Here is a 26339-nt window from a genome sequence, read left to right as displayed (position 1 = left end):
ACAGTTCCTTGAAACATTTGTCTCATATGAAGAGGAAATTAGTAAAATTATTAATGGCGGAAGTGTCGTGTTCCTGTAAAAACCATCGCTAAACCCTGCGCATCAGCAGCCGTGATAACTTCTTCATCACGCATGGAGCCTCCTGGTTGAATAACTGCTGTTGCTCCTGCTTCAGCTGCTGCTAATAAACCATCTGCAAAAGGAAAAAATGCATCTGATGCAACAACCGATCCTTTTGTGAGATTTTCTGTTAAGCCTGCTCTTTGGGCACTTTCTGCTGCTTTACTTGCAGCAATTTTTGCTGAATCGATGCGGCTCATTTGTCCGGCTCCAATTCCAACTGTTGCGCTATTTTTCGCGTATACAATAGCATTTGATTTAACGTGTTTTGCTACACGAAAAGCAAATTGAAGATCACGCATTTCATCTTGAGTTGGTGCCCGCTTTGTCACTACTTGCAATTTAAGATCATCAACCACTACGTTATCACGCGATTGCACTAAAATGCCTCCTGCAAGTGTTTTCGCAAGAAGTCCTGCACAGCGTGGATCAGGAACTCCACCTGTAATGAGCAAACGAAGATTTTTTTTCTTGGCAATAATTTCACGTGCCGCCATTGTGGCATCAGGAGCAATAATCACTTCTGTGAAAATTTTAACAATCTCTTCAGCACATTCCTCATCAAGGGGTTGATTTAAAGCAACAATTCCACCAAATGCCGATACATTATCACACATAAGAGCTTTCAAATAAGCTTCTTTCAAATTTTCTCCTTCCGCAACACCACAAGGATTGGCATGTTTAATAAGAGCGACAGCAGCGGTTTTTTGCGGATCAAATTCTGCCACAAGTTCAAAGGCTGCGTCTGTATCATTCAGATTGTTATAAGAAAGCGCTTTGCCTTGTAAAAGTTTTGCTGTTGCAATACCAAAACGTTTTTCATTATTGCGATAAAATGCTGCCTGTTGATGTGGATTTTCTCCATAGCGCATAACACTTTCAAGATGACCAGAAAAACTCTGCCACGATGGAGTTTCAATTTTTAAATCCCGTGCAAACCACGATGCTATTGCCGTATCATAAGCAGCCGTGTGTGCATAAGCGCGCATTGCTAGCTGATGACGCACAGATAAGCTTAAACACCCATTATGCTGCTTTAATTCAGCTAGAATCGAATCATAATCTTTTATCGCTGTTACAACACCGGTATAAGCATAATTTTTTGCCGCGGCGCGAATCATCGCCGGTCCACCGATATCAATATTTTCAAGAATCGTTTGTCCATCGGCTCCCGATAGGATCGTCTCTTCAAAAGGATAAAGATTCACCACCAAAAGATCAATTCCATGAATGCTGTTCTTTTCCATAGCTTCCCTATGGCTAGGATCTTCTCTTACCCCTAACAAAGCACCATGAATCAAAGGATGGAGTGTTTTTACACGCCCATCCATTATTTCAGGAAATCCAGTAACTTCAGCAACATCTTTTACGGGTAAACCAGCCGCTATGAGGGTTTTGGCTGTTCCTCCTGTTGAGATTAATTCAACATTGTAAGTAGCATGGAGGGCTTGTGCAAAAGCAACCACACCCGTTTTATCAGACACAGAAAAGAGAACACGACGAACCCGATGAAGATCAGGTATGGGAAAATTTTTGGCAACAACACCCATAACAGAAGCCTTAAAAATGAAAGAGTTAAAATTCTAGTAAAACACGCTTATACGTTTATAGCATAAGCCTTTAGCAAAATACACTGAAAGGATAAACTGTCTTTTTAGAATATAGGATACTCACCTTTTTCTATTATCCTGTAAAAACCTCTCATTTGAGGTGTGATGATAGGTATAAAAGTCTCGTTGAGAAATTAAATGTTTTTTGTTGCTTATAACTCAACATCTCATCTTCATAGCACTTTTGAAACAAAAAATGCGTCCGTATATTCTCTGCTATATTAGCTTTTATACTATATGAAGGCAAAAGTATTGCGTATATGAATTGGATTAATCTCTGAAATGGGAAACAATCTAATGAAGCAAGAATATAAAATTATAAAGGCAAAAATGAGTGCCTATCTTTCCTATTATTTTTAAATTTGGCTTTATGTTTTTCAAAAGCGTTTATGACAATGTTTTTAAGAGTGAATTTTTTATAGAGTGGAGATAATGCATTGCTTCACATTTTTGGGCATTACATTTTTAATGAATAAACCCTCATTTTATAATGGTTTTTTAAAGAATGTCGCGTAAATCTTTTGTGGATGGTATAAAGTTCATTGTATGCCTATGATCTTTATTTAACAAAGGCGCAAGTTGGTAGATTCTATTCTCTTTATCAGTTTTCAAGATTCTAAAAATTTTTGTTACTTGAGATGGAAAAGGTATTTTTTTAGTTTTTTTGCCGTAGCAGAAAAAGAAAACCTCCTAACACACCAGCAGCTAAAATAAACCACGTGATTGCATAAACGAGATGATTATTTCGAAAATGAATAATCGTAAGACCAACGACGGGAAGATTTGCTTGTGGAGATGTTTTTCTGGCATCAATGAAATAAGGAGCAACAGTGGACAAACCAAGTTTTTGTGCCATAGCGGGGAGATCGCGCGTGTACCATAAATTTTTGTCAGGATTATTTTTACGCGGGAAAAATCCATTTTTTTCACTCATGCGTAATAAACCTATAATCGTTGTTTGTTCTGTGTCCGTGGTAGAATTTTGCTGAGATGAGGCATTTGTATGCGATTTCTCTGAGTTTTGAAAATTATTACGTTCATCCATGGGGATAAAGCCACGGTTGATAAAGATCAGTGTATTATCAGCAGTTTGTAAAGGAGTCAAAACCCAATAGCCTGTAGTATTTTGAGCGGCAGCAGTGACTAAAATATTTTTATCTGTTAAAAATTTTCCTGTGATAACAACAGGTTGATATTCATTTTTTTCAAAAGTAATATCTGACCATTGATTTTTTAGGGGGGCTTTTATGGGGGGCAAATGAATGCGCTGATTGGCACTGGTGATAAGATTTGTTTTCCAGTTTAACCGTTGTACTTGCCATATACCTAATGCACTGAAGAGAAGAAAAAAACAAATACATAAAGTCCCAAACAAAAAAGAAGAAAAACAGCAAGAATTTCCCTGAAGCTTTGTCATGGGGGGCTCTTTTTTGCTCATGATTTATGCTTCCTTTCGGGACAATAGGCTTTTATTCTAACATGGTATGTATTTAAAAAAAACATTTTGTACGCTTTTTGGCAGAATTTGCACGCCTTAATTGAGAAAAAAGATGAAGAATGAGCCCGTAAGAGATGAAAAAGGTTTTATAAAAGACTTGACCTTTTGTTGTCGACCCCCTATTAGAAAGAAACTTCCCAATGATGCCCGTTCAAGGTTGCATTGTGCGTGTTTTGCGTTCATTGTGTCTTTTGGGTATGGGAATTTGAAAGTTTCTTAGAGTTTAAGGGTGAAGTTTATGTCTCGTGCATGTGAATTGACAGGGAAGACGGTTCTGTATGGTAATAATGTTAGCCATGCAAATAATAAGACTCGGCGTCGTTTTTTACCAAATCTTTGCAATGTGACATTGATTTCAGAGGTGTTACAGCAAAGTTATCGCTTGCGTATTTCAGCAAGTGCATTGCGTTCTGTTGAGCATCGTGGTGGCCTTGATGGTTTTTTAGTCAAAGCAGATGATAAAGAGTTGTCGCAACGTGCGCGTTTGCTAAAACGCCAAATCATTAAGAAAAAAGCTGAGCAAGAAGGTGAGCAAAAGGCTGAACAGGCAGCGTAATTGTTAGCGCCATTCTTTTTGGTTTATTAACGCTTTGATTTCGGTTTTCTGTTCTAGAAGTTAAGTTTTTTGCAGGTTGATCGTTTCATTTTATTTGGTTCCATATCCCAGGTTAAAAAAAATGTCTTCAAGCGGTCCTTTATTAGAACAGCAAAAGAAAAGGTATGTTGTTTTTTCTATTTTTGCAATGTGCCTTGCTGTTACGGCTTCTAATATTTTGGTTCAATATCCTGTCTATTGGTTTGATTTAAATGAGCTGTTGACTTATGGGGCTTTTACCTATCCATTTGCTTTTCTGATCAATGATTTGACCAATCGCTTTTATGGTCCATCTGCGGCGCGGCGTGTGGTCTATGCTGGTTTTTTTGCGGGGGTCTTTGTTTCTTGGATATTGGCGACACCACGGCTTGCACTTGCTTCTAGTTTTGCATTTTTATTTGGACAACTCCTTGATATTGTTGTTTTTACTCCTTTACGACGTAAAACATGGTGGAAAGCACCTTTAGCAGCAGCGTTGGTTGGTTCGGCTTTGGATACAGTGCTGTTTTTTGCTCTTGCTTTTTCTAGCTCTTTTGCTGTTCTTGATAAGATAACAGGGTACGCTGATAGTTCACTGGTGGAGAGTACTGTTTTGGGAGGAGTAGGCATGCCAGTTTGGCTCTCGCTTGCTTTTGGTGATTTTTCGGTAAAAATTATTATGAGCCTGTTTATGTTGATTCCCTATGGAACAATTCTTAATATTGTAAAGCTTCCTCTTTATCAAAGTCATTCAAAGAATGATTCTTCTTTTGTTTGTAACAAATAATGATCTTTGTTTTTTTGTTTTGCTAAAGAAGAGAAGGTTGTGCGTTATGCTTCTGCGAACAGAATTTGAGTAGATTCAAAAAAGGGATTTTGATTCTTTTCTCAAGTTGTATTTATCCATACATCATCTATGCTTATGATGTGTAAGGAAGTGCTTTTGACTGATTCAGTATGAGATAAGAGCATCTTATCAGTATTAAAAACAGATAATCAAGCTCTTATAAAGGATCAAAAATGTCTTGTTAAGAATTGTGATTTCTTACTTATGATTATTTGAGTTATAAGAAACTTGGTTCTTATAAAGGAAAAAACATTTCGATAGACATTTGGGTAGTATATAAATAGAAAAATAAATACCAATGGTATCAAGTCCTTTTTGACAGTTTTAAAATTGGGTTATACTGGTATTTATCATTATTTTAGTAACAAATGTTTGTGCAGATATGTTAATGAATTTACAATTTGTTATAATGCGATCTCTGTAGAATTTGGTAAACGCTTCGAGTATTTATTTTAGACAATTGTAGGTTAGAAAATGCGATACTTGGAGCTGATAGTATGAATAAAATGATAAATCAAACAGATCATACAGAGGCTTTATTTGATAATTTTGTATTAAATTCCTTGAAAAAACAGAGAGAGACTAGGGAGTTGCCTATTGTAAAATCACCTCTTCGTTATCCGGGAGGGAAAAGTCGTGCTGTTCCTATGATTATTAATAACTATATAAGGAAACAGAAAACTTTATGTTCTCCTTTTGTAGGAGGCGGTTCAATTGAATTAACCTTAGCAAAAAGAGGAACAAGGGTTTATGCTTATGATGCTTTTAAGCCGCTTGTTATTTTTTGGCAGATGCTTTTGAAAGCTGCTTCAGCTCTTGCAGAAAAAGTAAGAGAATATGAAGATATGACTCCCGTAATGTTTTATAATCTCCAAAAAACTTTTGGGAATATTAAAAATCAATTAGAGATTACTGCTGTTTTTTCTTACTCTTAATTGCTCTTTTTTCCGGAACAATACTTTCTGGCGGTATGTCTCCAGGACATCCTCGATACAATTATCGTTCTATTGAATGGCTTAAAGATTTTAAGATTGAAAATTTCACAATGGAACACAGAGATTTTACAGAAAGTATTCCTAAACACTCTAACGATTTTCTTTATTGTGATCCTCCATATCTTATTAATCAAAAACTTTATGGTCAAAAAGGCGATAAACATAATTCTTTTGATCATCAATTTCTTGCTGAACTTTTGAGAAAGCATCACAGATGGGTTTTATCTTATAATGATTGTGTGGAGGTTAGAGAACTTTATAAAGGACATACAATACTTAATCCTGAATGGACTGACGGTATGGGAAACAATAAAAAATCAAATGAACTCGTAATTTTGAGTAAGGATCTTTAGGAAATTGCCTGAATCAGGTAGAAAATGGAAAAGCCTTTGAATTGCTTTGCCATGGGTTTTAAAAAAGCCACAAAGGCTTCTATAGAGTTTAATTCGTCTTTTCAAATAGCGGAGTCTTTTTATAATTTATTTAATGATACTGAAAAAAGGCTTTTAAATCTTGCTTCTATTGAAGCAGCCGTTTTCTTACAGTTACATGATAAAAATATTAGAAACACGAAAACTATTGTTCTTCAGGAAGATTTTGCGGGGATCAAAGGAGATGTCCGTGATATCATTTTAAAAGTTCCTGAAAATCACATTGGTATTTCTGCAAAACATAATCATAGCGCTATCAAACATCCTCGCCTTTCCAGTAAAATAGATTTTGGTAAAGAATGGACAGGTTATTCTTGTAGCAGCGTTTATTTTAATGAAATTAGACCTATTTTTGATTATTTAGCAGAGCTTAGAGATAAGAAGATGTTCTTTAGAGATATAGAGGATAAAGACAGCAGAGTTTATCTTCCAATCCTAGAAGCTTTTTCTAAAGAACTTCAAAGGCTTTGTTTAGATTATCAAGATAAATTTGTGAAGCTATTGTTTCAGTATGTTATAGGTTCTTATGATTTTTATAAGATTATGATAGATACAAGATCTAAACAAAAACGGGTTATTATTCAGTCTTTTAATTTGAATGGCACTCTGGGATATGGTCGTAAATGGAAAATTCCAAGCAAAATTTTATCAGTTGCACTAAAACCAGAAAGTAAAAACAAACTCATTATAATTTTTGAAGATGGTTGGAGCATTTCTTTTAGGATTCATAATGCATCCAGTAAAGTAGAAGCTTCTTTAAAGTTCGATATTCAGTTTGTGGGATTATCTTCTCAGGTTGTTAGTCATCAAATTCCGATGGTTTAATGCCGATGGTTTAATGATGGAGATAATTTTTTAAGATGTAATTGTTGGCTGTTTCAAGGTAAGTTTATTTCTTATGAATATGAGGCTTTTTATCACTAAAAAGTATTTCTAATTGTTTTGTTATGGCGTCGGCGAGTTCTTCAGCATTCATAATTGTTACAGCACGTTGATAATAACGTGTGACGTCATGACCAATTCCAATGGCAATGAGTTCGATGGGGGAGTGTGTTTGGATTTCTTGAATCACTGCACGTAAGTGTTTTTCTAGATAATTGCTGGAGTTGACCGATAGTGTCGAATCATCAACAGGAGCACCATCAGAAATGACCATGAGGATGCGACGTTGTTCACGCCGTGATAAAAGGCGTTGATGAGCCCAAATTAAAGCTTCTCCGTCGATATTTTCTTTTAATAATCCTTCTTGCATCATTAAACCTAAATTGCGTCGTGCACGACGCCATGGGGTATCAGCACTTTTATAGATGATATGGCATAAATCATTGAGGCGTCCAGGATTATGGAATTTGTTTTGAGTAAGCCATTGTTCGCGCGATTTTCCTCCTTTCCAAGTTTTAGTGGTAAAACCTAAAATTTCAACTTTGACACCACAACGTTCAAGAGTTTGTGCCAAAATATCAGCACAGCTTGCGGCAACGCTAATGGGGCGTCCGCGCATTGAGCCAGAATTATCAATGAGAAGTGAAACAACCGTGTCCCGAAATTTGGTGTTGCTTTCCATTTTAAAAGAAAGGGGTTGCATGGGATCAATAATTAGACGTGGAAGCCGTGCTGTATCAAGATACCCTTCTTCAAGGTCAAAGCTCCAGTTGCGATTTTGTTGCGCCATCAAGCGGCGTTGGAGACGGTTTGCTAAACGTACAACGATGTTTTGAAGATGATTGATTTGCTTATCAAGATAACGGCGTAAGTGATCTAACTCGTTTTCAGAACAAAAATCTGTTGCTTCCAAAATTTCATCAAATTGACGGGTGAAGATTTTATAATTGCCAAGTCTTTCCATTTGTTCCGAATCGGAAAAAAGGCGTTTGGGTCTGCTCGGCTTTTCTTGCCAAGGTCCATTTTTTTGCTCGCCGTCAGCTTGATCGTTGTTGTTTGATTGTGTCGCTCGTGTTTTTCCGTCGTCTTGCACATCACTTTCTTGTTCAGTGCTGGTTTGTTTTTCACTTTGAGCGTGTTTTTTGTTTTTACTCTCTTCTTCTTCTTGGTCTTGAGGTTCATATGCGTTTTTTAATTTTTTATTGTTTTCATTGTCAGAAGTTTTAGCTTGTTGCACTGTCATTTTGAGTGTAGCAAGCATTTGGCAAACAATCTGTGCAAAAGCTTGTTGGTTGTAAATATGATGTGGGAGTTCATTGAGTTCTGCTGCTGCTTTTTGTTCGAGTTCTTGACGCCACAATTCTAAGACAGGACCTGCTTCTCTTGGAGCTGTGCGCTTTGTTATTTTTTCACGCAATAAAAGTGCAATCGCTTCTTGGATGGGGGCTTCACTTTGGTTGCTAATCTTATGATAATGGGCTCTTTTGTATTTATCGGCGAGCATGACATCAAGATTTTTTGCAAGCCCCTCCATGGCTAAAGTACCAATTGCTTCAACACGTGTTTGTTCTAAGGCATCAAAGACAGCACGTGCTTCTGATTCTAGTGGAGAAAATTGCATGTGAATGCGGTTATCATGCCATGCTTTGCGCAGAGCCATGGAATCACCTAATCCGCGGGTAATGGTGATGTCTTTATTCGTTGCGTATTGAGGTAATTCTGGTAAACGCGCACAACTTTCGCTTAAAGATGGTCGGTTATGACTAAAGGAAACTTCAAGGTTTTTTGTGCCTGCAATTGCACGCATACAGGTGGAAAGTGCTTTTTTAAAAGCTTCAATATTAAGAGTGTTGTTGGAAGAGTCCTTTGCCGGATTTTTGTTGTCGCCAATATCGGTAGCCATGAGTGACAGATTCCTTAAGGCGAAACACCATGAATGAGTGATTCGGGAAGCTCTTGTCCAAAGGCGCGTTGATAAAATTCTGCAACAGTGGCACGTTCGAGTTCATCACATTTATTGAGAAAGGTTAATCGGAAGGCAAAGCCGACATCTTGAAAAATTGTTGTATTTTCTGCCCAAGTAATGACGGTACGTGGACTCATGACAGTTGAAAGATCTCCATTGATAAAAGATTGGCGTACCATATCAGCAACATGAACCATTTGTGAAATTGTCTTTTTTCCCTCAGCCGTTTGAAAAGATTTGACCTTTGAACAAATGATATTAACCTCTTTATCATGGGGTAAATAATTGAGTATTGTAACAATAGACCAACGGTCCATTTGAGCTTGATTGATCTGTTGGGTACCATGATAGAGACCGGTTGTATCACCAAGACCAATGGTGTTTGCTGTTGCAAAAAGACGAAAGGCTGGATGTGGAGAGATGACACGGCTTTGATCAAGTAAGCTTAGTTTTCCAGAGGTTTCAAGAACGCGTTGGATGACAAACATAACATCGGGACGCCCCGCGTCATATTCATCGAAAACAAGAGCAATATTATTTTGATAAGCCCATGGCAAAATGCCTTCTTTAAATTCAGTGATTTGTAAGCCATCTTTTAAAACGATAGCGTCTTTTCCTACAAGATCGATACGACTTATATGACTATCGAGATTAATTCGGACACAAGGCCAGTTGAGGCGTGCAGCAACTTGTTCAATATGTGTTGATTTCCCTGTACCGTGATAGCCAGAAACCATTACACGACGGTTAAAGGTAAAACCTGCGAGAATCGCTAAAGTTGTTTGCTGATCAAAAAGATAATCAGGATCAATATCAGGGACATGGGGGGTTTTTGTGCTAAAAGCAGGAACTTTCAGATCTGTTTCAATATGAAATAGATCGCGAGCAAAAAGTGTAATATCGGGCAAATTTTCAACGGTAAGATTTGTCATTGTGTTTCTGGAAGGGAGAGGACGCTATTTATTCATTAGAAACGATACAAGAGTTAGAGTATTTATGCAATGCTTTATAATGAGAGCCTTAGATATTGAAGGAAGATTTTTTGCGTATTCTATAATGTTTTGAAAAAAAGTAATATCTTGCGCAAATAATGGTGGTCTAAATGAAAATAGGCTCATATAAGCGCGTATTTTTAGCACAAACCAGACTTTTTTAGCAAATTATAAGCATGTAAAACATCACGAAAGCGCTCTTCTGAGGCACGATTACCACCATTGGAATCAGGATGGTGCTTTTTTACCAACTCTTTATATTTCATTTTGATGTCTTCTGCTGAAGCGTTTGCCTGTAGTCCCAGTGTATCAAAAGCTTTTGCTTCTAAGGGCTTTAATTTTCGTGAGAAGTTATTGCTTGAATGCCGCTCCGTAAAAAGCGTGAAGGGATCGCGCATGCGATTTTGATAGGCAGCTGTTCCAGAGCGAATTTTTGCATAATTAGCAGCTGTTTTTTTCGTTGTACCATTGCTTAGATCTGTAGGCCATGTCGGGCGATGTCCTGTAAGAGCATCCTTTTGAAATTTTGCGATATCTTTATTGCTAAGACCAGAGAAGTAATTAAAATTTTTATTATAGGCGCGTACGTGTTCAATACAAAAATATAAATATTGTCCTTCGTGATTTCGACCTGCTGGTGCTTTATGGGATCCTGTTTTTTCACAACCTTCCCACTGGCACTGTTGCGCTTCTGGCTCAGCTTTTTGTTTTTTATTTGAGCTTATGCGAATTGAATCGAATAATTTAGATGTTATTGTCATATTCTTGGTTTATGCAAAATTGATTAATTTTACAAGAATTGACTTTTGAAAAATTTGTTTTCACACTTAATTTTATTATGAAAAAGGTGTATTTTTGCACGTTCATTTTGTTTGAGGAATGAAAAATGTTTATAGAAACAATAATCAAGAGAAAGCTTCAGGATGCTTTTCATCCGCAAAAGCTTGAAGTGATTAACGAAAGTCATCTTCATGAGGGGCATCCTCATAATGAACATGCTTTTGATGGTAAAGGAGAAACACATTTTCGAGTGAAAATTTTATCTTCTTCTTTTTCCAATATGACACGCGTAGAAATACATCGAGCGATTTATAAAGTTTTACAAGAAGAGTTAGCTACTTGTGTCCATGCTTTGGCACTTGAGGTTGAAACACTCTAATTTTTTGATGAGACGTTTTTAGGAACGGGGATGGGCCTTTTGATAAATTTTTAACAAATGGTCTGTATCGACATGGGTATAGATTTGTGTGGTGGAAAGACTAGCGTGCCCAAGAAGTTCTTGAATCGTGCGCAAATCTCCTCCCCGTGATAAAAGATGGGTGGCAAAAGAATGGCGCAGTGTGTGAGGCGTTGCAGTTTCTGGTAAACCAAGACTTGCTCGTAAGTTGCGTACAGTTTTCTGAATAATGGCGGGTTGTAGGGGACCGCCTCGCGCTCCGCGAAATATGGGTTGGTTATCTCTTAAAGGATATGGGCAACATTTGAGATAATCTTGTACAGCTTCGTAAACAATTTTGATGAGAGGAACAAGGCGTGTTTTTCCGCCTTTTCCTGTTATAAATAAACTTGTTTTTTTAGGATCAGAAAATTGTTCTGGTGTGAGGCTTAAGGCTTCTGATATTCGCATTCCACAGCCATAGAGAAGCATGAGGACAGCCGCATTACGAGCGCTAATCCAAGGTTCATTTTCTAGCTGGTTTTCTTGTTTGACTATGTGAAGTGCTGATTTGATCGCTAAAGGTTTTGGGAGCGATTTTGGGTGTTTGGGGCTTCGGATAAGTTGAGCCGCAGGGACATTGACGATTCCTTCACGTGATAGGTACTTGAAAAAAGAACGTATGCCTGCCACTCCGCGGCTTAAAGAGCGAGCACTTACATTGTTTGTACGCCGATAAGCAAGATAAGCACGCAAGTCACTGATGCGTAAATGAGTAAGATCCGTAAGGGTTGGTGTATGGCTTAAGTGTTGACAGAGAAAAGACAAAAATTGCCGCGTATCACGTTCATAGGCTTGCACTGTTTGTGCCGACATACGACGTGTTTGGACGAGACACTCTAACCAATTTTTCCTTGCGTTTAAAATTGCATGGTCTGCTGGAATGAGAGGAATATTTTTATCTTTTCTCTTGTCGTTTTTTATAGGCATTATCTAGTTGAGAGTTTCTTTCTTTTTAGATTTTTCATCGTTAGAATGACCATTCTTGTTTTGGGGTTGCTCTTCACGATTGATAAGTTGCTTTTCACCTTTGAGAGAGAGTATTTTTAAGAGATTGTGTGTTGACATCAAATGCGCAAAAATTAATCCTAAAAAGCCATTTTTATGAAGTTTGGCAAGTTGGCTTGCTGATAATTTATTCAATTTTTCTTCATCAACAACCCAAAAATGTTCCAATTGCGCTGAGAGACCTTTATCGTTTTTCACATTGATGGATTTTTGGCTTAGAAGATCCATTTCCACAAGAGCATCAATAAACTCAGAAGTTTTCTCCATGGCGATTTTAAAACTTTCAAGAAAACGAATACGTTCTTCCATAAAAGGAGAAATAGAGCCGTCGGAATTAAAAAGTTCTGTTCCTGCAACTTCATTAAACATACCTGACTGTTGATCAAAGCAAACAGAAAGTTCTTTTTCATTGCTAATTTGTGCTAGAACAAAAGGATAGCGACGGACAAAAGCGGGAACATAAGTATTGGTTTTCCAACTTTTATCAGAAGCGATATAGTCATTTTCGTCATTAGAAAGACCTACAAGAGCCGCGGATGTGTAGTGCCGTTTTTTTTGTTCATCTTCGGCACACATAAATAAAATAGGATAGTCTAGTGCTGCTTGAAAATATTCAGTACTTGCTAAAGGAACCCAGTGAGTATCCTTGGCAAAAGACATATCACTTGGAGGAGCAAATTTTAGATTTTTATGGGAAACTTTGTTGATTGGCGTGATATCTTTGTAAAATAGCATAATATTTGCCATAAGACTTTCTCCTTTATTAATTTGTTTTTGTTACCAAGAAAGGTCTTTTAGAAGATTGTCTCATATGGCAACAAGATTGAATAGAAAACTATAAGATTGAAGGGTTCATTTTTGAGAGATAATATTTTTTCATGAAGTATAATAAAGAAAAGCTTAAAAATAAAGTCTATCTTGCCATTATTGGTATACCTCATGGTATAAAAGGAGATGTTTTTGTTAAAATTCTAAGTGCTGAGCCACAGCGTTTCAAGTCTTACAGCAATCTTTATGATGATATGGGGCGTTCTTATGAAGTTGTAACTCTTCGAATACAAAAAAACAAGGCAATTGTACGTTTTAAGGGGGTAGAAAATCGTAATGTTGCTGAGTCTTTAAAAGGTATTCGCCTTTATGTGATGCGTGATCAATTAATTGATGATTTGAAGGAGGATGAGTTTTATCAAGTTGATTTAATAGGCTTGTGTGTTCAAGATTGTGGGGGAAAAGTCTTGGGTGAAGTGTGTGGTTTCTTTAATTTCGGGGCTGGTGATTTGCTTGAAATACGTTTGAATACGGGTAAAAGAGTTTTTATTCCCTTTAGTAAGGTGGCGGTACCAGAAATTTGTATGGATTCTGGTTTTCTTGTTGTTGATCCCATGGCAGCTGGTTTAAGTGATGGGGGAGACAATGATAAAAAGGAAATAGCTTGAATCTAAAAATAAAGATGAAGGTAAAAAATAACCGATTAATTTCGTCAATAAAAAGTGGAAAGTGTGGAAATATTAAAAATGCACTTTTGAGCAGATATTGTAAGCACTTTATCTCGAGACAGTCCTGAATTTTTAGAGTCTTTTTTTAGTGCAAGTATTTAGAAGGATCGTATTGAATAAAGCGCATATCAAGGAGATTCAATTTAACGTTATAGCGTTAAATATTTTGTTTGTGCTATTTTTGCTATTAAGAGTCTGTTTAAGAAAATAAGGATGAGAAATAAAATGAAGTTTCAGGCGCGCGTTTTAACCCTTTATCCTGAAATGTTTCCTGGTTTTTTAGGGTATTCTTTAGCAGGGCAAGCTTTAGAGCGCGGAATTTGGTCACTGGAGACAGTACAGATTAGGGATTTTGCTATGGATAAACACCATAGCGTTGATGATACACCTGCTGGTGGGGGGGCTGGTATGGTAATGCGGGCGGATGTATTGGCGGCTGCTCTTGACTGTTGTCCACAGGATTCGCCAAGATTGTTGATGAGTCCACGTGGGCGCCCTTTTGACCAAGCTTACGCGCATAGCTTGGCTCGTGATACGGGTGTAACATTAGTTTGTGGACGTTTTGAAGGGGTTGATGAGCGAGTCATAGAAGCACGAGAATTAGAAGAAGTCTCTATTGGTGATTATATTCTTTCAGGGGGTGAAACAGCCGCATTGGTTATCTTAGATGCTGTTATACGTCTTCTTCCTGGAGTGATGGGGAATGCAGCTTCTGCAAAGTGTGAAAGTTTTGAAAATGGCTTACTGGAACATCCGCAATATACACGTCCTTCTCTTTTCGAAGGGCGGGGTATCCCGCCTGTGTTGCTCTCAGGTCATCACAAAGCGATCGCAGATTGGCGTCAAAGGCAAGCCGAATTGTTAACACGTCAACGTCGCCCTGATCTTTATGCGCGTTATGATAAAAATCATCAGAAAACTTGATTCATATGATAAGGTGGTGTATTGCATGGCTCTCTTTTTAGAGAGTTTTTTATAAAAGGTTTTCTGTAGTTCCAAAATTAAAATGAAGGAATGGTGTATTCGCTCCTGTGTAAGGCATAGCCTAAAGAGCTTCTTATTCTTAATAAAGGCTTTTTTGGTAAGAGTTGAGCGCTCTGACTGTTCGATAAAGAACATGAAGGATAAAAGAAATGAATATTATCGCACAACTTGAAGCTGAACAATGTGCAAAAATTGAAGAAAAACGCCAATTTCCAGCCTTTCAGCCAGGGGATACAGTCCGTGTCATGGTGCGTGTGACGGAAGGTACGCGAACGCGTGTTCAGGCTTACGAAGGTGTTTGTATTGCGCGTTCAGGCGGTGGGTTGAATGAGACCTTTACAGTACGCAAGATTTCTTATGGTGAAGGGGTAGAACGGGTGTTTCCTGTTTATTCTCCGTTGGTTGAAGGTGTTGAGCTGGTGCGCCGTGGTAAAGTGCGCCGTGCAAAACTCTATTATCTTCGTGGTTTGAGAGGTAAAGCTGCACGTATCGCTGAAAAGAGAGATTATCGGAAAAAAGCTGAAAAGGTTGTTGCGAAAGTAGAAGCAGCAGCTGTAAGCACAGGTGTTGAAAAGCAAGTTGCTGAGTAAAGATTATATCGGCTAGACTTTATGCAAAAGCGGCTTTTATACCGCTTTTTTGTGTCTTTTGTGATTCGTTTTGTCTTTTAAAAGGCTTGGAGGGGACATAAAAATGTTTAATCTATCAATTTTTGCCTCTTTTTATTCATAATAACGGGTGAATTTAGATATCATTGCATATATCGTGGATACTCAAAAAGATCAGTTTAATCTGAAAAAATGCCTATTTATATCTGAGAAAAGATGTTAGACCTTTGACGTGAAGATAAAATTGTATTAGATTAAAGCAAGTTTTGCGGATTATATCCGTGGAGCAATCGGTTTTTTTATGCGTGACTTTTAATCCGTTATTTGAGACAACCGACCTGTAATATTGGTATCTTGAGATGCCAAACAAGTGAAAACGAGATAATATATTTAGTCGTTTTATGCGGTTTTTCTCGTTCATTGCGGTTGCAGTAAAAACCAGGTCAGGATATTTTATGACAGAGACAACTAGGATAAAAGAGCGCCCTCGTTCCCCTCATATAAGTATTTATCGTTGGACAATTACTATGGCTATGTCCATTGCGCATCGCATTACGGGTATGGTACTGTATGTTGGAATGGTCTTTCTTGCTGTTTGGTTAATTGCTATTGCGTGTGGGGAAGAGGCGTTCAGAACGGTTCACGAGATTTATAGTTCTTGGTTTGGATTGTGCATCTTGTTTCTTTATACTTTGGCAGGGGTTCATCACATAGTTGGTGGTGTTCGCCACATTGTTTGGGATCTGAAGCCTTGCCTTTTGGCAAAAGAAAAGGCAACAGTCACTGCTTGGGCGACAGTGTTTATTTCTCTTATTGTTACTTTTGCGATTTGGATTATTGGATATACCGTTGTTTAGCTGGGGGTGAAAAGAGATATGAAAAAAGATTTTCGAACGGAACTTGGAAAAGTACGGGGGCGTGGCAGTGCTCATGAAGGAACAGAGCATTTTTGGCTAGAACGTTTGACAGGGTTTATCAATCTACCACTTTTGATATTTTTTATTGTTCTTATTCTTTCGCTTGTGGGAAAGGACTATAGCATTGTGCGTGCAAGACTTGCACATCCTATTGTTGCTATTTTGATGGGATTGATGACTTTTTCGGTCCTTTATTATATGAAACTTGGTATGCAGGTGGTGATTGAAGATTATATTCCACGTGAAGGTTTCCGGATATTCTTTTTGACGTTAAATATTTCATTTTGTTTTCTCATAGGTGGTATCATTATTTTTTCTCTTTTGAAAATTGCATTAGGGGGTTAAACAAGTATGGCGGGTACAGGATCATCTCTGGGCGCTAAAGCAGGTAACGCCCCTTATCGCACTGTAGATCATAAATTTGATGTTGTTGTTGTTGGGGCAGGTGGTGCAGGATTACGTGCAACGCTTGGTATGGCGGAACAAGGATTAAAGACAGCTTGTATCACGAAGGTTTTTCCAACTCGCTCGCACACGGTTGCAGCACAAGGGGGGATTGCTGCATCGCTTTCAAATATGGGACCTGACAATTGGCAGTGGCATTTATATGATACCGTGAAAGGTTCTGATTGGTTGGGTGATACCGATGCAATGGAGTATTTGGTGCGTAATGCACCTGCTGCTGTCTACGAATTAGAACATTATGGCGTTCCTTTTTCGCGGACGCAAGAAGGCAAAATTTATCAACGTCCTTTTGGTGGACATACGACACAATTTGGTGAAGGTCCACCTGTTCAGCGTACTTGTGCAGCAGCTGATCGTACAGGCCATGCCATTTTGCATACGCTTTATGGACAAAGCTTAAAGCATAATGCGCAATTTTTTATTGAATATTTTGCACTCGATCTCATCATGACGGATGGGGTTTGTACGGGGGTTGTGGCATGGAATCTCGATGATGGTACAATACATCGTTTTTCTGCCAAAATGGTTGTTCTTGCAACCGGTGGTTATGGACGAGCTTATTTTTCCGCGACATCGGCGCATACCTGTACGGGTGATGGTGGTGGAATGATCGCACGCGCTGGATTGCCACTTCAGGATATGGAGTTTGTACAATTTCATCCTACAGGGATTTACGGTTCTGGCTGCTTAATTACAGAAGGAGCTCGTGGTGAAGGAGGCTATTTAATCAATTCTGAAGGTGAACGCTTTATGGAGCGCTATGCACCCTCCTTTAAGGATTTGGCTTCACGTGACTTGGTTTCGCGTTGTATCACACTTGAAATTCGTGAAGGACGTGGCGTTGGACCTAAGAAGGACCATATTCATTTGGTTCTCAATCATATTGATCCTGCAATCTTGCACGAACGTTTACCGGGAATTTCGGAATCAGCACGGATTTTTGCAGGTGTGGATGTAACAAAAGAGCCTATCCCCATCTTGCCAACGGTTCATTATAATATGGGTGGGATTCCTACCAATTACTATGGGGAAGTTCTCAATCCAACGGCTGATTCGCCTGATCGTATTCAACCAGGGCTGATGGCGGTAGGGGAAGCAGGATGTGCTTCTGTTCATGGAGCTAATCGCTTGGGGTCAAATTCATTAATTGATCTGGTGGTGTTTGGTCGTGCTGCTGCCATTCGCGCGGGTGAAGTTATTGATCGGAATGCAGAAATTCCACCCATCAATGAAGAAGCTGTTGACGAAATTATAGCGCGTTTTGATCGTTTACGTTTTGCGCAAGGGGCGATACCAACAGCTCTATTGCGTGAAAAAATGCAACGTACAATGCAAGAAGACGCGGCAGTATTTCGTACAGAAGATTCTTTGCAACAAGGATGTCAACGGATGAATAAAATCTGGGGGGAATTGTCTGACCTCAAAGTCACAGATCGTTCTCTGATATGGAATTCTGATTTGGTTGAAACATTAGAGCTTGAAAATCTCATGGCGAATGCAATCACGACTGTTCATTCTGCACAAGCCCGTTTAGAAAGCCGTGGCGCTCATGCTCGTGAAGATTATCCAGAGCGTGATGATAAAAACTGGCGTAAACATACGCTTTCACATTTGTCAAAAGAGGGTAAGGTGACGTTATCATATCGACCTGTCCATGTAGACCCGTTAACATCTGAAGCTGATGGTGGGATCGATTTAAAGCGCATTGCACCTAAAAAACGGGTTTATTAAGGGGAGACACGAATTATGGTACAAATTAAGCTTCCCAAAAACTCTCAAGTAAAACCGGGGAAGGTTTGGCCTAAACCTGAAGGTGCGACAAAACTGACAGAATTTCATGTTTACCGTTGGTCGCCTGATGATGAGAATAATCCTCGTCTGGATACTTATTACGTAGATCGTTCTGCTTGTGGTCCAATGATTCTTGATGGGCTTTTGTTTATTAAAAACCATATTGATCCAACTTTGACACTTCGTCGATCTTGCCGTGAAGGCATCTGTGGTTCATGTGCGATGAATATTGATGGAACCAATACATTGGCTTGTACCAAAGGTATGGATGATGTAAAACACCCCATTAAAGTCTATCCTTTGCCTTCCATGCCGGTTGTTAAAGATTTGGTTCCTGACTTGAATCGTTTTTATGCGCAACACCGAGTTATTGAGCCTTGGTTACAAACAGTTTCTCCTGAACCTGCAAAAGAATGGTTGCAAAGTCACTCCGATCGCCAAAAAATCGATGGTCTTTATGAGTGTATTTTGTGTGCGTGTTGTCAGACTTCATGTCCAAGTTATTGGTGGAACGGTGATCGTTATTTGGGCCCCGCTGTTTTGCTTCAAGCTTATCGCTGGATTGCGGATTCACGTGATGAGATGTGTGGTGAACGTCTTGATAATTTAGAAGATCCTTTCCGCCTTTATCGGTGCCATACGATTATGAATTGTGCGCAAACTTGTCCAAAGGGATTAAATCCAGCGAAAGCGATTGCTGAAATTAAAAAACTCATGGTTGAACGCCGCCTTTGAAAATTTACTGATTGATGAAAATAAAGCGCAAGGTAGAAAATTGTATCTCCTTTTAGCAATTAAATCTCTAAAAGAAGATCGGCTGCTTATGGGGGCGCAGTAGCTATAATCATTCTAAAAGCGCAGTAATCTCTAAAAACTAACCAATCCTTGTAGGAGAAATCCTTGCAATGGCTGAGCAGAAAACTCATAGTTGAATATTATCTTTGAAAATTAACCGATTAACGAACAGTAAAAAGAAAAATAGAAAATTGTGCGTGTTTTTCGTGCTTCTCGAAACTTAATCTCTAAAAATTTATTGGCTTCTATGAGGCGGTTAGCATAGTTATTATCACCTTTAATAAAGGCATTAGCCTTTCGGGTAGACGATACTTTAAATAGCGTTCTATATAAAAATAATAAAATCAATATGCCATGTGTTTTTATTTTTATTAAATTCGTATCAGAATTTGCACTTTAATGCAGATTCAATTAATCATTTTTTATAAAAAAGATAACTCTGTATAAATATAGCACAAAAAATAAATGCTGATACAAATATTATAACGCATGTAAATTATTCAAATGAAATACAAAGGAGTAGTCATTATGACAGTTCGTCATTTTACGATACGTTTATTATAATATCGAAAACATTGCTAATATTCAGGGATTAGGAATTTTTGATAACATCATTATATATTTAAAGGTCATATTTTTTCTTTTAAAGATTGGATTGTTAATCGCATTAAAAAACAAAATTTATAGTTCTCAAAATGGAGAACGAAAAATCCCTATCTATTGTAGAGATAGAGCATACAGTTAAAGGGGCAGTAATTTAAAACTATTGTAACATCATAGATTTAAATTCATTAAAGAGCAGATAAGACGTTTTAAAAAATATCAAATTTATAGTTTTTTCTAAAAATTTAGAAAACGGTAGTGAGAATTCTAAGAACACGTGTTGCGAATGTAGAATAAGGGATGTTTATAGGTTAGTTTGAGTTGAATGAATTCAATCATCAAAGCAAATATGTTATATTTTGACGAGTTTCGGAGGTTTTGATTTTATATGTTTTTATCTATAAAAACATAGAGATTTCTAGGTTTAGATCTTATTTATTATGTTTTGGTATTTATTCTGTTGTGCCATAAAACACTATCGTATTTAGGATGTGGTAATTAAAGTGGTTTGAAATCTGCTAGGCGAAGGGGCGGATTGTTTGCATATTAGTTTGTGTGTTAAGAGGCTTCGTCCTTTGAGGTGTGATAGGTGGAGTCTGTTAGCCAATTACGTAAACGAGAGCGAAATCTACGTGGACAGGTTTTTAGTCTAATCTCTCTTATATATTGTGATAGGAAATTCACCTTAATAAGGACCATGACCGGTTACAGAAAAAAGAAATCATTGCGAAAAAACAAGCGTGTTTGTTTTAAAATTTTTAATGCTTCTGATCATAAGGGCACGCGAAATCTCCTGTAGTATCACGCAGACCTTTCATATTCTCGAGCCAAGAATTGTCTATATATCCTCTTCAATCTGATCTTCACGAATTGATGTAAGAGATGGGTACGAGCACCTGTAAGAATAAGCAGACGCAAAGCCAGTTGTATCATTATTTTTGCTTTGCAGAGTGCTTGATAAAAATCTAGAACATTTCTCCAATTCATTGTCGGTTTATTAATGACTTTATGGCGTTGTTTCTCTAAAAGAGCTTTTGCTGTTGCAGCTTTTACCTATCAGATGGGAGTTAAGAGTATTACTTATCTCTCTGTTGGCATAATCTCTGAAACCGGTATACAGTCTCCTAATTTTGGGGGAATATGAAGCTGTAAAGGTGTAAACCAGTTTCCATTTTAGTTCAGTTTTATGACTTTCAAAAGCGTCTAGAGTAATGTCTTTTAAATAATAGAGATTACGCATTGCTTCACGCTTTTGTTTCTCTCGTTCTTTAAAAAGATCACAAATAAGATCACAACCCTTATGCAAAACAGAACGTCCCAAACCAAATACACTTGGCTTGTCAATTTATGCGCTTGTTTTGAAAAAACCTTTCTTTAAGGTTCCCAAGCTCATTTTGCGACAGTGCTTGTAGATGGTATAATGGTAAAGTCCCGATGAACAATATACAATTTATAGAGCATCTCTATATCCACACTTCATAAAAGAACAAGCTGGGCGCCGTTATACACTTTGCTAACTCCCAATGTTGCGACAGTTTTTGGCGTTTGCGACGGTTTATAAGAGGCATTTTTAGTTCTTTTTTATACAGTTTCATTCTATACGGCTTTATTTACTTGTAATGTGCAAGAGACATAAAATGAGAGAATCTTACGGTACTAAGATCTTTTATCCAACATGCAAAACAATGAACACTCTTTATAAATTAATGTGATGCATCTTAAGAAGTGGGATTTTAGATCTGTGCTTTTAGGAGTTTTTGTTTTTTGAGGCGCAGAAAAGAGAACAGGAATATTCAGAGTAGAGCTTACCTTGTGTAATCTATGGATATCGTCTTTAGGATGGGGATATAAACCACGTGATATGGTTAGCAAAGCTTGTTTAAGAGAAACTTGATTGTTTACGAACAGCTGGAGGTTAAAAATCTTTCTTCGTCCGAAGAAGATGTTGATATGCAACTATACTTTTTATTACCAAATAGAATGTGGTTTATAGATGCTAAATCGAAATGATAGTTTATTTCGTATAAGCTTTTCCGTATCTGGAGATTTTTTGGTTAAAAAACATATTTATTAATCACTTGAAAATAGCACTTAGAATTTTTAAACGATAAGTTTTGGTCTTGATGACGATCATTATTTGTGATGATCGAAGTATCTATTTTACGAAGCTTTCATTGATAGGCGAATCAAAATTTATTCTTTTCTTTTGTTGAAATATTTATTTCGCAGCTATTTTTTTTGCATCAAACATACCTTTTCAAAAGATAAATGGAAAAAATGATCAAAGGTAAGAGAATAGAGAGAGCCTTATGTATATTTGGTTTTCTTGTAAAGTTGTTGACTATTAACTTTTTTCTTCTTTTATTCATGAAGAGTGTAGAAAATCCATTGGAGAAGCAAAGAGAATAGGAAGAGTTAAATAAATAGCCGTAACAATTAGTTACGGCTATTTTTTGTTTGCATCATATTATCGAGAGAGGAAGCTCCCCTTAAGCGATTTTTGATTTAGCAAAAATAGGGTCGTAAAAGACTTCAGAGAGTTTTCTATCTTTAAAAAACAACACGACGTCAACTGTTGTATAGAGAACGATTTTTATCATTTCTAACTCGAGTTGCCGACCAACTTCTGATCTTTTAATCAAAGTGGCACATCGTTCAAATGTCTGCAAAGCGCTGTTGGCATGCGTCGTTGTAATCGATCCGGGATGACCCGTGTTTAGTGAATTGAGATATTCCCACGCTTCATTACCTCGCAATTCAGCGAGAAAAATTCGGTCGGGCGACTGACGCATACACGCATCTAGGCATTCTTCAGCTGAAACACGGCCTACATTGTTACCATAAATCATATGTACATGATTGGGATGATTGGGTAGAAAAAGCTCATGAACATCTTCAATTGTGATAATACGCTCCTCTACAGGGACCTTTTCAATTAAAGAGCGAGCAAATGTTGTTTTACCAGATCCTGTCTTGCCTGCAATAATAATGTTGCGTTTATGAAGGACGCATTCTTGTAAAAATTCAAGAATTTTTCCATCACGTTTATGTTGCAAGAGTTCAACTTCAAATGGTTCCAACCTTGTGAAGTCCTGCTTCGATAACAAGTCATTTGCTTCTTTTTTTGAAGGTTTGTTAAAACTTACATCAGAGAAATCATCAAATGCACCTTCTTCTTTGAGTTCTTCTAACGTCTTAACTATAAGAGAATGTTTGCGAATCACAAAGGAAAGAGCACCATCAACGACAGCTGGCGTTTGTATAATTGTACCACGTTGTCCACCAGGCAATAGCACATAATTTATACTTCTGGGAGCCATACCGTTATAAACGATAATAGCTGTAATGAGCGTTTGCAAAAAATTGGTTGTTAACTCTGGTACGCTATGTACTTGCCAACCCTTAAAGCTTTTCGTCCATACTTCGCAGGGGCGGCAAATCGATAATTCAGTGATCGATGGATCTTCTAAGAAACAATCAAGCGGTTGTAGAAGCTGAAAAACTGCTTGATCTTTCTGTATTGGGTTAACGTGTGACAAGACTGTAGACATCGCTGAAATCCAGATCACGAGCAACAAAAATATTTACTCGTTCGCCTTGGTTTTTGTAAAGTGTTGGTGTGATATTGATGGAATTTTGAAGGACATCGATTGCTATAGATTCAGCATTCTGATTACCTTTATTTTGTGAGTTCTCTTTATTTTCTTTGCTGATTTTACTAACTTTTCCTTTTACCCATTCTCCTAAATCACCGATAATGCTTACCATAATTGCACTACCAAATCTCTCCCAAAAGCGTCTATCAACCCAGCCACCAATACCCGCTTCACCCAGAGGACCTGTGCCAGGTGAGTCAAGATTGACAACAACACCAGAAGGTGTTTCGATGCGTGACCATTGCACAAACACACGCGTTTGTCCTTGTTGTATGCCACTTTGGTAAAAACCAACGACTTTAGAACCACGGTCAAGCAAAACAACACGACCACTTGTGGAATAAATATCGCGTGTTAAATGACATGTCGTCATTCCGGGTTGTGATGTAATGATCTTTGTTTCTAACGTGCAATCTATTTGTGTTCCTTGCGTAATCAAAAAGTCACGGTTACGAAGTTGCGCCGCATGTGATTGACCTAAACGCACGGGCTGAAGGTTATCAAATAATCCGCCACTACCTCTATCATTATTCGATGCTTTACTATTTGTATCTGTAGATCCTTCGCTACCACCGCTGTTAAGGCTAGAACTGAGCATACGTTTGCGTGCTAATTCTTCAGAATCTTGGAGCATGTGTGGAGGAATGGCTGTTTGAAGAAGCTTACTCAAGGCCGGTGGAATATCTAGGTTTGAATCTTCAATTTGTGCTGGTTTTTCTGCTTCTTCTACAATCTTTGGCTCTTCTATAATCCGAGGGACGTAGTTTGGTATAATTTGCTGTACTATTTGTTGTGGGTTTTCTTCCTCAACTTCCACGGTATTACGCATTTTAAAAGCTTTCCAAGTCAAGGCAATCGGTATCGTTACTATGACAATAAGTCCTACCACTAACAATGCACGGGTACCTGGAATTGTCGGACGACGTTCAGAACCTAGTTCCGATCCTCCATAGGTACCTTCAATATGTTTTTGCTCGACGTTGTCGATTTTTGTACCTTTCCCCTCTCCTTCCTTATTATCAAACATCATTTTCCTCCTTTATTGATACGATAAACCACCGAAGATACTGTTCCTGTTGTGTTTGGTACGCCATTGGGGTCATAGGCTTCATTAAAAACAGCTAGAGCGCGTTTACCAAGCCGTATGAGCCATTTAGGATTGACCTTATGAACGGCGATAATATCATTAGCACTGCCGATAACGGTGCGTGGTATTAAGCTTTCATTTCCTTCAGCATCTACGACATAAATCGATGGCATATCCATGTTAGCGGGAAATTTAAAGTAAGTAATACGTCCATTGTCCCAAGCATTTATTGGAGCAATGTCTTGGTGACCGCTCATGGTATAACTGAGATTATAGCCATTGACGCTTTGGTAAAAACCACGTTCAATCGCAAGGCGTCGGTTGTTTTCTGCTGACTTTTCATCATTTGAATCGGGATAATGGAAAGCTAATTCATATGTTGATCCCGCACGGTCATTTCGAAATTGCAGTCGGAATTTGTAACTCCGTTTGTCAGTTACAACGATGAGATTGGTATTAGCAAGTTCTGCTTTTGGTTTAATAAAAATATGCCGCCCTTTATGAGCAAAGGCATAGGCTTCTGAATCGCCAAAGGCATGGGTGATATATTGTTCACCTTCTTCAAGAATAATATGTGTTGCCACACCAAGAACTGTTTCAATCTGAACCACATCGGCTTCGTTATATGTTATATAGCGAATGCGGTGATCATATTGTGAATTTGATGGACTTTTGAGCGCCTGCACAGGTAACGTATAAAGAGAAGAAAACGAAGACAATAGAACAATGAACGCAAGTTTTTTCATAACAATCAATTCCTTAATCATTCAACAGTATTTCTGGGTCAGAACGGTAACTTGTTATTTGAAAACCAAGAGGGTTAAGCAATCGATCAGATGATTTCATAGGTGCACCAACATAGGTGTAACCAATTGTTGCAATCTGGTGCTGTTTTGGTCCAGTAGCAGCACCGTTGCTGTCAAGTTGCTGAGTCGTAAAACGTACAGTTGCTTGACCTAGTCCATTAAGCTGAATTGATCGTACTTTAACTGTGATACGTGCTTTGTTGGAAAGCACTTTGTCCCGTGCATTTTCTCCATCATAGATTTTATAATATTCTTGTTGAACAGATGCCGCACTTAAAAGTGCTGTTGTGTCATAGTTCAGTTGAATGGTATCGTAGTCGTAATTTTCGCGGTTAAGCACATATTGGTTTAGCCAATATCTATCTACAACTTCACCATAGCTTTCTTCGTGTTCACGCATGACTGAGATAACATCAACTGCACCCGTCGTATTATCAACGCGCAACACTAAGGGAGTTGGAGCTGGTTGAGAAAATCCAATGACTCCACATATCATACCGAATAAGCCAAAAAGACCAACAGTACTCGCTACACGCCATGCCGTTCTGCGCGACCTTATAAATTCATTGATAAGATCACGTTCTAAGCCGCGGCTTTCTTCGTAATAACTGCTAAGTTTTTCGGCTTTCACTGGTTTTACTTGTTTTGTTTTCATTTGTCTCCTCGCTTGATTTCGGCAGGGATTGTTTTATTAATAGGCACACGGTTCCTATCATTGGGCTGGTTTTAGCTTTGGTGCTAATGCACAAGCTGATAAAAGGTTTGCAATCAAAATTATAAGAATGACAGACTTCATTTTAATATGACTCTTTTTTACTATTATATGCATCCTGATATTTATTATCATTATTATAATTTTGACACTAAAGTAAAGTGTATAGTTTGCGATAATTGATCTTTTCTTAATTTGATTTTTAAATTTATGAAGATCGCTCAATTTCAGTGCGAATATTTTTTACTTTAGGATTGGATATTCTTGTTATTTTGTCATA

Annotated in this window: 25 protein-coding genes and 1 pseudogene; 14 read left to right on the top strand and 12 right to left on the bottom strand. The window is 37.9% G+C overall.

The genetic code is table 11. The annotated features are described in order from the left end of the window. Positions 1-50: 50 nt before the first annotated feature. Both purH and ACFIJP_RS06205 read right to left on the bottom strand, forming a co-directional pair. Positions 51-1670 (bottom strand): bifunctional phosphoribosylaminoimidazolecarboxamide formyltransferase/IMP cyclohydrolase, encoded by a 1620-nt coding sequence (gene purH, locus ACFIJP_RS06210; RefSeq protein ID WP_375626018.1) that lies wholly within the window; start codon positions 1668-1670, stop codon positions 51-53. Positions 1671-2385: 715 nt separating this feature from the next. After that, positions 2386-3168 (bottom strand): SURF1 family protein, encoded by a 783-nt coding sequence (locus ACFIJP_RS06205; protein WP_375626322.1) that lies wholly within the window; start codon positions 3166-3168, stop codon positions 2386-2388. Positions 3169-3466: 298 nt separating this feature from the next. On the opposite strand from ACFIJP_RS06205, the gene rpmB reads away from it, so the two are divergent. The 6 genes from rpmB (at position 3467) to ACFIJP_RS06175 (ending at position 6900) form a co-directional block, all read left to right on the top strand. Continuing rightward, a complete protein-coding gene (gene rpmB, locus ACFIJP_RS06200; RefSeq protein ID WP_273787609.1) occupies positions 3467-3784 on the top strand; it encodes a 50S ribosomal protein L28 in 318 nt (105 codons plus the stop codon). 121 nt (positions 3785-3905) lie between these two features. Next, complete coding sequence (locus ACFIJP_RS06195) at positions 3906-4589, top strand: VUT family protein (protein ID WP_375626320.1); 684 nt, start codon at positions 3906-3908, stop codon at positions 4587-4589. A gap of 336 nt (positions 4590-4925) precedes the next feature. After that, positions 4926-5105 (top strand): transposase, encoded by a 180-nt coding sequence (locus tag ACFIJP_RS06190; RefSeq protein ID WP_375626350.1) that lies wholly within the window; start codon positions 4926-4928, stop codon positions 5103-5105. 41 nt (positions 5106-5146) lie between these two features. After that, positions 5147-5584, top strand: a complete 438-nt coding sequence (locus tag ACFIJP_RS06185) for a DNA adenine methylase (protein WP_375626318.1) — start codon at positions 5147-5149, stop codon at positions 5582-5584. 35 nt (positions 5585-5619) lie between these two features. Continuing rightward, positions 5620-5997: a DNA adenine methylase gene (locus ACFIJP_RS06180; RefSeq protein WP_375626317.1), complete on the top strand. Its 378-nt coding sequence runs from the start codon at positions 5620-5622 to the stop codon at positions 5995-5997. 24 nt (positions 5998-6021) lie between these two features. After that, entirely contained in the window at positions 6022-6900 is an 879-nt protein-coding gene (locus ACFIJP_RS06175) for a HaeIII family restriction endonuclease (protein ID WP_375626315.1), read from the top strand. 64 nt (positions 6901-6964) lie between these two features. Here the strand turns inward: ACFIJP_RS06175 and cobT are convergent, their stop codons facing one another. The 3 genes from cobT to ACFIJP_RS06160 all read right to left on the bottom strand — a co-directional run bounded on the left by cobT (position 6965) and on the right by ACFIJP_RS06160 (position 10676). Next, positions 6965-8860, bottom strand: a complete 1896-nt coding sequence (cobT, locus tag ACFIJP_RS06170; RefSeq protein ID WP_375626313.1) for a cobaltochelatase subunit CobT — start codon at positions 8858-8860, stop codon at positions 6965-6967. Between the two features lie 14 nt (positions 8861-8874). Further along, positions 8875-9855 carry a cobaltochelatase subunit CobS gene (gene cobS / locus ACFIJP_RS06165; RefSeq protein WP_375626311.1) on the bottom strand — a complete coding sequence of 327 codons (981 nt, stop codon included), beginning with the start codon at positions 9853-9855 and terminating at the stop codon, positions 8875-8877. Between the two features lie 200 nt (positions 9856-10055). Then, positions 10056-10676: a J domain-containing protein gene (locus ACFIJP_RS06160; protein ID WP_375626002.1), complete on the bottom strand. Its 621-nt coding sequence runs from the start codon at positions 10674-10676 to the stop codon at positions 10056-10058. A 125-nt stretch (positions 10677-10801) separates the two neighbouring features. Here ACFIJP_RS06160 and ACFIJP_RS06155 point away from each other — a divergent pair, with 125 nt between their 5' ends. Continuing rightward, positions 10802-11074 carry a BolA family transcriptional regulator gene (locus ACFIJP_RS06155; protein ID WP_015857043.1) on the top strand — a complete coding sequence of 91 codons (273 nt, stop codon included), beginning with the start codon at positions 10802-10804 and terminating at the stop codon, positions 11072-11074. An 18-nt stretch (positions 11075-11092) separates the two neighbouring features. Here the strand turns inward: ACFIJP_RS06155 and ACFIJP_RS06150 are convergent, their stop codons facing one another. Then, positions 11093-12061 (bottom strand): tyrosine recombinase XerC, encoded by a 969-nt coding sequence (locus ACFIJP_RS06150; protein WP_375626309.1) that lies wholly within the window; start codon positions 12059-12061, stop codon positions 11093-11095. A gap of 3 nt (positions 12062-12064) precedes the next feature. Beyond that, positions 12065-12886: a SapC family protein gene (locus tag ACFIJP_RS06145; RefSeq protein ID WP_015857041.1), complete on the bottom strand. Its 822-nt coding sequence runs from the start codon at positions 12884-12886 to the stop codon at positions 12065-12067. Positions 12887-13017: 131 nt separating this feature from the next. Between ACFIJP_RS06145 and rimM the strand changes: the two genes are divergently transcribed. From rimM to ACFIJP_RS06110, 7 genes are all read left to right on the top strand, one after another. Continuing rightward, positions 13018-13575: a ribosome maturation factor RimM gene (gene rimM, locus ACFIJP_RS06140; protein ID WP_375626308.1), complete on the top strand. Its 558-nt coding sequence runs from the start codon at positions 13018-13020 to the stop codon at positions 13573-13575. Between the two features lie 285 nt (positions 13576-13860). After that, positions 13861-14559: a tRNA (guanosine(37)-N1)-methyltransferase TrmD gene (gene trmD / locus ACFIJP_RS06135; protein WP_375626287.1), complete on the top strand. Its 699-nt coding sequence runs from the start codon at positions 13861-13863 to the stop codon at positions 14557-14559. Between the two features lie 209 nt (positions 14560-14768). Continuing rightward, entirely contained in the window at positions 14769-15209 is a 441-nt protein-coding gene (gene rplS, locus ACFIJP_RS06130; RefSeq protein WP_375626306.1) for a 50S ribosomal protein L19, read from the top strand. A 473-nt stretch (positions 15210-15682) separates the two neighbouring features. Further along, positions 15683-16084 (top strand): succinate dehydrogenase, cytochrome b556 subunit, encoded by a 402-nt coding sequence (sdhC, locus tag ACFIJP_RS06125; RefSeq protein ID WP_375626305.1) that lies wholly within the window; start codon positions 15683-15685, stop codon positions 16082-16084. An 18-nt stretch (positions 16085-16102) separates the two neighbouring features. Next, on the top strand, positions 16103-16489 hold the full coding sequence (gene sdhD, locus ACFIJP_RS06120) for a succinate dehydrogenase, hydrophobic membrane anchor protein (RefSeq protein WP_375625992.1): 387 nt from the start codon (positions 16103-16105) through the stop codon (positions 16487-16489). A gap of 6 nt (positions 16490-16495) precedes the next feature. Next, the gene (sdhA, locus tag ACFIJP_RS06115; protein ID WP_375626304.1) at positions 16496-18340 is read left to right on the top strand and encodes a succinate dehydrogenase flavoprotein subunit; all 1845 of its coding nucleotides are present in this window, start codon (positions 16496-16498) and stop codon (positions 18338-18340) included. 15 nt (positions 18341-18355) lie between these two features. Further along, positions 18356-19135, top strand: coding sequence for a succinate dehydrogenase iron-sulfur subunit (locus ACFIJP_RS06110; protein WP_375626303.1), 780 nt, complete (start codon positions 18356-18358; stop codon positions 19133-19135). 3152 nt (positions 19136-22287) lie between these two features. On the opposite strand, the gene virB11 is transcribed toward ACFIJP_RS06110, so the two are convergent. The 5 genes and pseudogenes from virB11 to ACFIJP_RS06085 form a co-directional block, all read right to left on the bottom strand. Next, a complete protein-coding gene (gene virB11 / locus ACFIJP_RS06105; RefSeq protein ID WP_375625987.1) occupies positions 22288-23349 on the bottom strand; it encodes a P-type DNA transfer ATPase VirB11 in 1062 nt (353 codons plus the stop codon). Continuing rightward, complete coding sequence (gene virB10, locus ACFIJP_RS06100) at positions 23324-24481, bottom strand: type IV secretion system protein VirB10 (RefSeq protein WP_375626301.1); 1158 nt, start codon at positions 24479-24481, stop codon at positions 23324-23326. Before virB10 ends, virB11 begins: the two co-directional genes overlap by 26 nt. Then, on the bottom strand, positions 24481-25287 hold the full coding sequence (gene virB9 / locus ACFIJP_RS06095; protein ID WP_375626299.1) for a P-type conjugative transfer protein VirB9: 807 nt from the start codon (positions 25285-25287) through the stop codon (positions 24481-24483). The genes virB10 and virB9 overlap by 1 nt, the downstream gene beginning before the upstream one ends. Positions 25288-25300: 13 nt before the next feature. After that, positions 25301-26002, bottom strand: a complete 702-nt coding sequence (locus ACFIJP_RS06090; protein ID WP_375626297.1) for a virB8 family protein — start codon at positions 26000-26002, stop codon at positions 25301-25303. Next, positions 25999-26143, bottom strand: a pseudogene (locus ACFIJP_RS06085) (TrwH protein). Before ACFIJP_RS06085 ends, ACFIJP_RS06090 begins: the two are co-directional and overlap by 4 nt. Between the last annotated feature and the right edge of the window lie 196 nt (positions 26144-26339).

Origin of the sequence: Bartonella sp. MU37NMGALS (genome assembly GCF_042194015.1) — a bacterium.
Taxonomy (GTDB): Bacteria; Pseudomonadota; Alphaproteobacteria; order Rhizobiales; family Rhizobiaceae; genus Bartonella; species Bartonella grahamii.
This window is presented reverse-complemented; position numbering and strand designations above follow the sequence as displayed.

Excerpts from the sequence above, each read along its gene's own strand:
- ACFIJP_RS06155 (WP_015857043.1), top strand. The coding sequence starts at position 10,802 with ATGTTTATAGAAACAATAATCAAGAGAAAGCTTCAGGATGCTTTTCAT.
- rplS (WP_375626306.1), top strand. The coding sequence starts at position 14,769 with ATGAATATTATCGCACAACTTGAAGCTGAACAATGTGCAAAAATTGAA.
- cobT (WP_375626313.1), bottom strand. The coding sequence starts at position 8,860 with ATGGCTACCGATATTGGCGACAACAAAAATCCGGCAAAGGACTCTTCC.
- virB9 (WP_375626299.1), bottom strand. The coding sequence starts at position 25,287 with ATGAAAAAACTTGCGTTCATTGTTCTATTGTCTTCGTTTTCTTCTCTT.
- ACFIJP_RS06160 (WP_375626002.1), bottom strand. The coding sequence starts at position 10,676 with ATGACAATAACATCTAAATTATTCGATTCAATTCGCATAAGCTCAAAT.
- ACFIJP_RS06195 (WP_375626320.1), top strand. The coding sequence starts at position 3,906 with ATGTCTTCAAGCGGTCCTTTATTAGAACAGCAAAAGAAAAGGTATGTT.
- virB11 (WP_375625987.1), bottom strand. The coding sequence starts at position 23,349 with ATGTCTACAGTCTTGTCACACGTTAACCCAATACAGAAAGATCAAGCA.
- ACFIJP_RS06180 (WP_375626317.1), top strand. The coding sequence starts at position 5,620 with ATGTCTCCAGGACATCCTCGATACAATTATCGTTCTATTGAATGGCTT.
- sdhD (WP_375625992.1), top strand. The coding sequence starts at position 16,103 with ATGAAAAAAGATTTTCGAACGGAACTTGGAAAAGTACGGGGGCGTGGC.
- cobS (WP_375626311.1), bottom strand. The coding sequence starts at position 9,855 with ATGACAAATCTTACCGTTGAAAATTTGCCCGATATTACACTTTTTGCT.
- ACFIJP_RS06185 (WP_375626318.1), top strand. The coding sequence starts at position 5,147 with ATGAATAAAATGATAAATCAAACAGATCATACAGAGGCTTTATTTGAT.
- rimM (WP_375626308.1), top strand. The coding sequence starts at position 13,018 with ATGAAGTATAATAAAGAAAAGCTTAAAAATAAAGTCTATCTTGCCATT.
- virB10 (WP_375626301.1), bottom strand. The coding sequence starts at position 24,481 with ATGTTTGATAATAAGGAAGGAGAGGGGAAAGGTACAAAAATCGACAAC.
- trmD (WP_375626287.1), top strand. The coding sequence starts at position 13,861 with ATGAAGTTTCAGGCGCGCGTTTTAACCCTTTATCCTGAAATGTTTCCT.
- sdhA (WP_375626304.1), top strand. The coding sequence starts at position 16,496 with ATGGCGGGTACAGGATCATCTCTGGGCGCTAAAGCAGGTAACGCCCCT.
- rpmB (WP_273787609.1), top strand. The coding sequence starts at position 3,467 with ATGTCTCGTGCATGTGAATTGACAGGGAAGACGGTTCTGTATGGTAAT.
- ACFIJP_RS06145 (WP_015857041.1), bottom strand. The coding sequence starts at position 12,886 with ATGGCAAATATTATGCTATTTTACAAAGATATCACGCCAATCAACAAA.
- ACFIJP_RS06150 (WP_375626309.1), bottom strand. The coding sequence starts at position 12,061 with ATGCCTATAAAAAACGACAAGAGAAAAGATAAAAATATTCCTCTCATT.
- ACFIJP_RS06205 (WP_375626322.1), bottom strand. The coding sequence starts at position 3,168 with ATGAGCAAAAAAGAGCCCCCCATGACAAAGCTTCAGGGAAATTCTTGC.
- ACFIJP_RS06090 (WP_375626297.1), bottom strand. The coding sequence starts at position 26,002 with ATGAAAACAAAACAAGTAAAACCAGTGAAAGCCGAAAAACTTAGCAGT.
- sdhC (WP_375626305.1), top strand. The coding sequence starts at position 15,683 with ATGACAGAGACAACTAGGATAAAAGAGCGCCCTCGTTCCCCTCATATA.
- purH (WP_375626018.1), bottom strand. The coding sequence starts at position 1,670 with ATGGGTGTTGTTGCCAAAAATTTTCCCATACCTGATCTTCATCGGGTT.
- ACFIJP_RS06110 (WP_375626303.1), top strand. The coding sequence starts at position 18,356 with ATGGTACAAATTAAGCTTCCCAAAAACTCTCAAGTAAAACCGGGGAAG.
- ACFIJP_RS06175 (WP_375626315.1), top strand. The coding sequence starts at position 6,022 with ATGGAAAAGCCTTTGAATTGCTTTGCCATGGGTTTTAAAAAAGCCACA.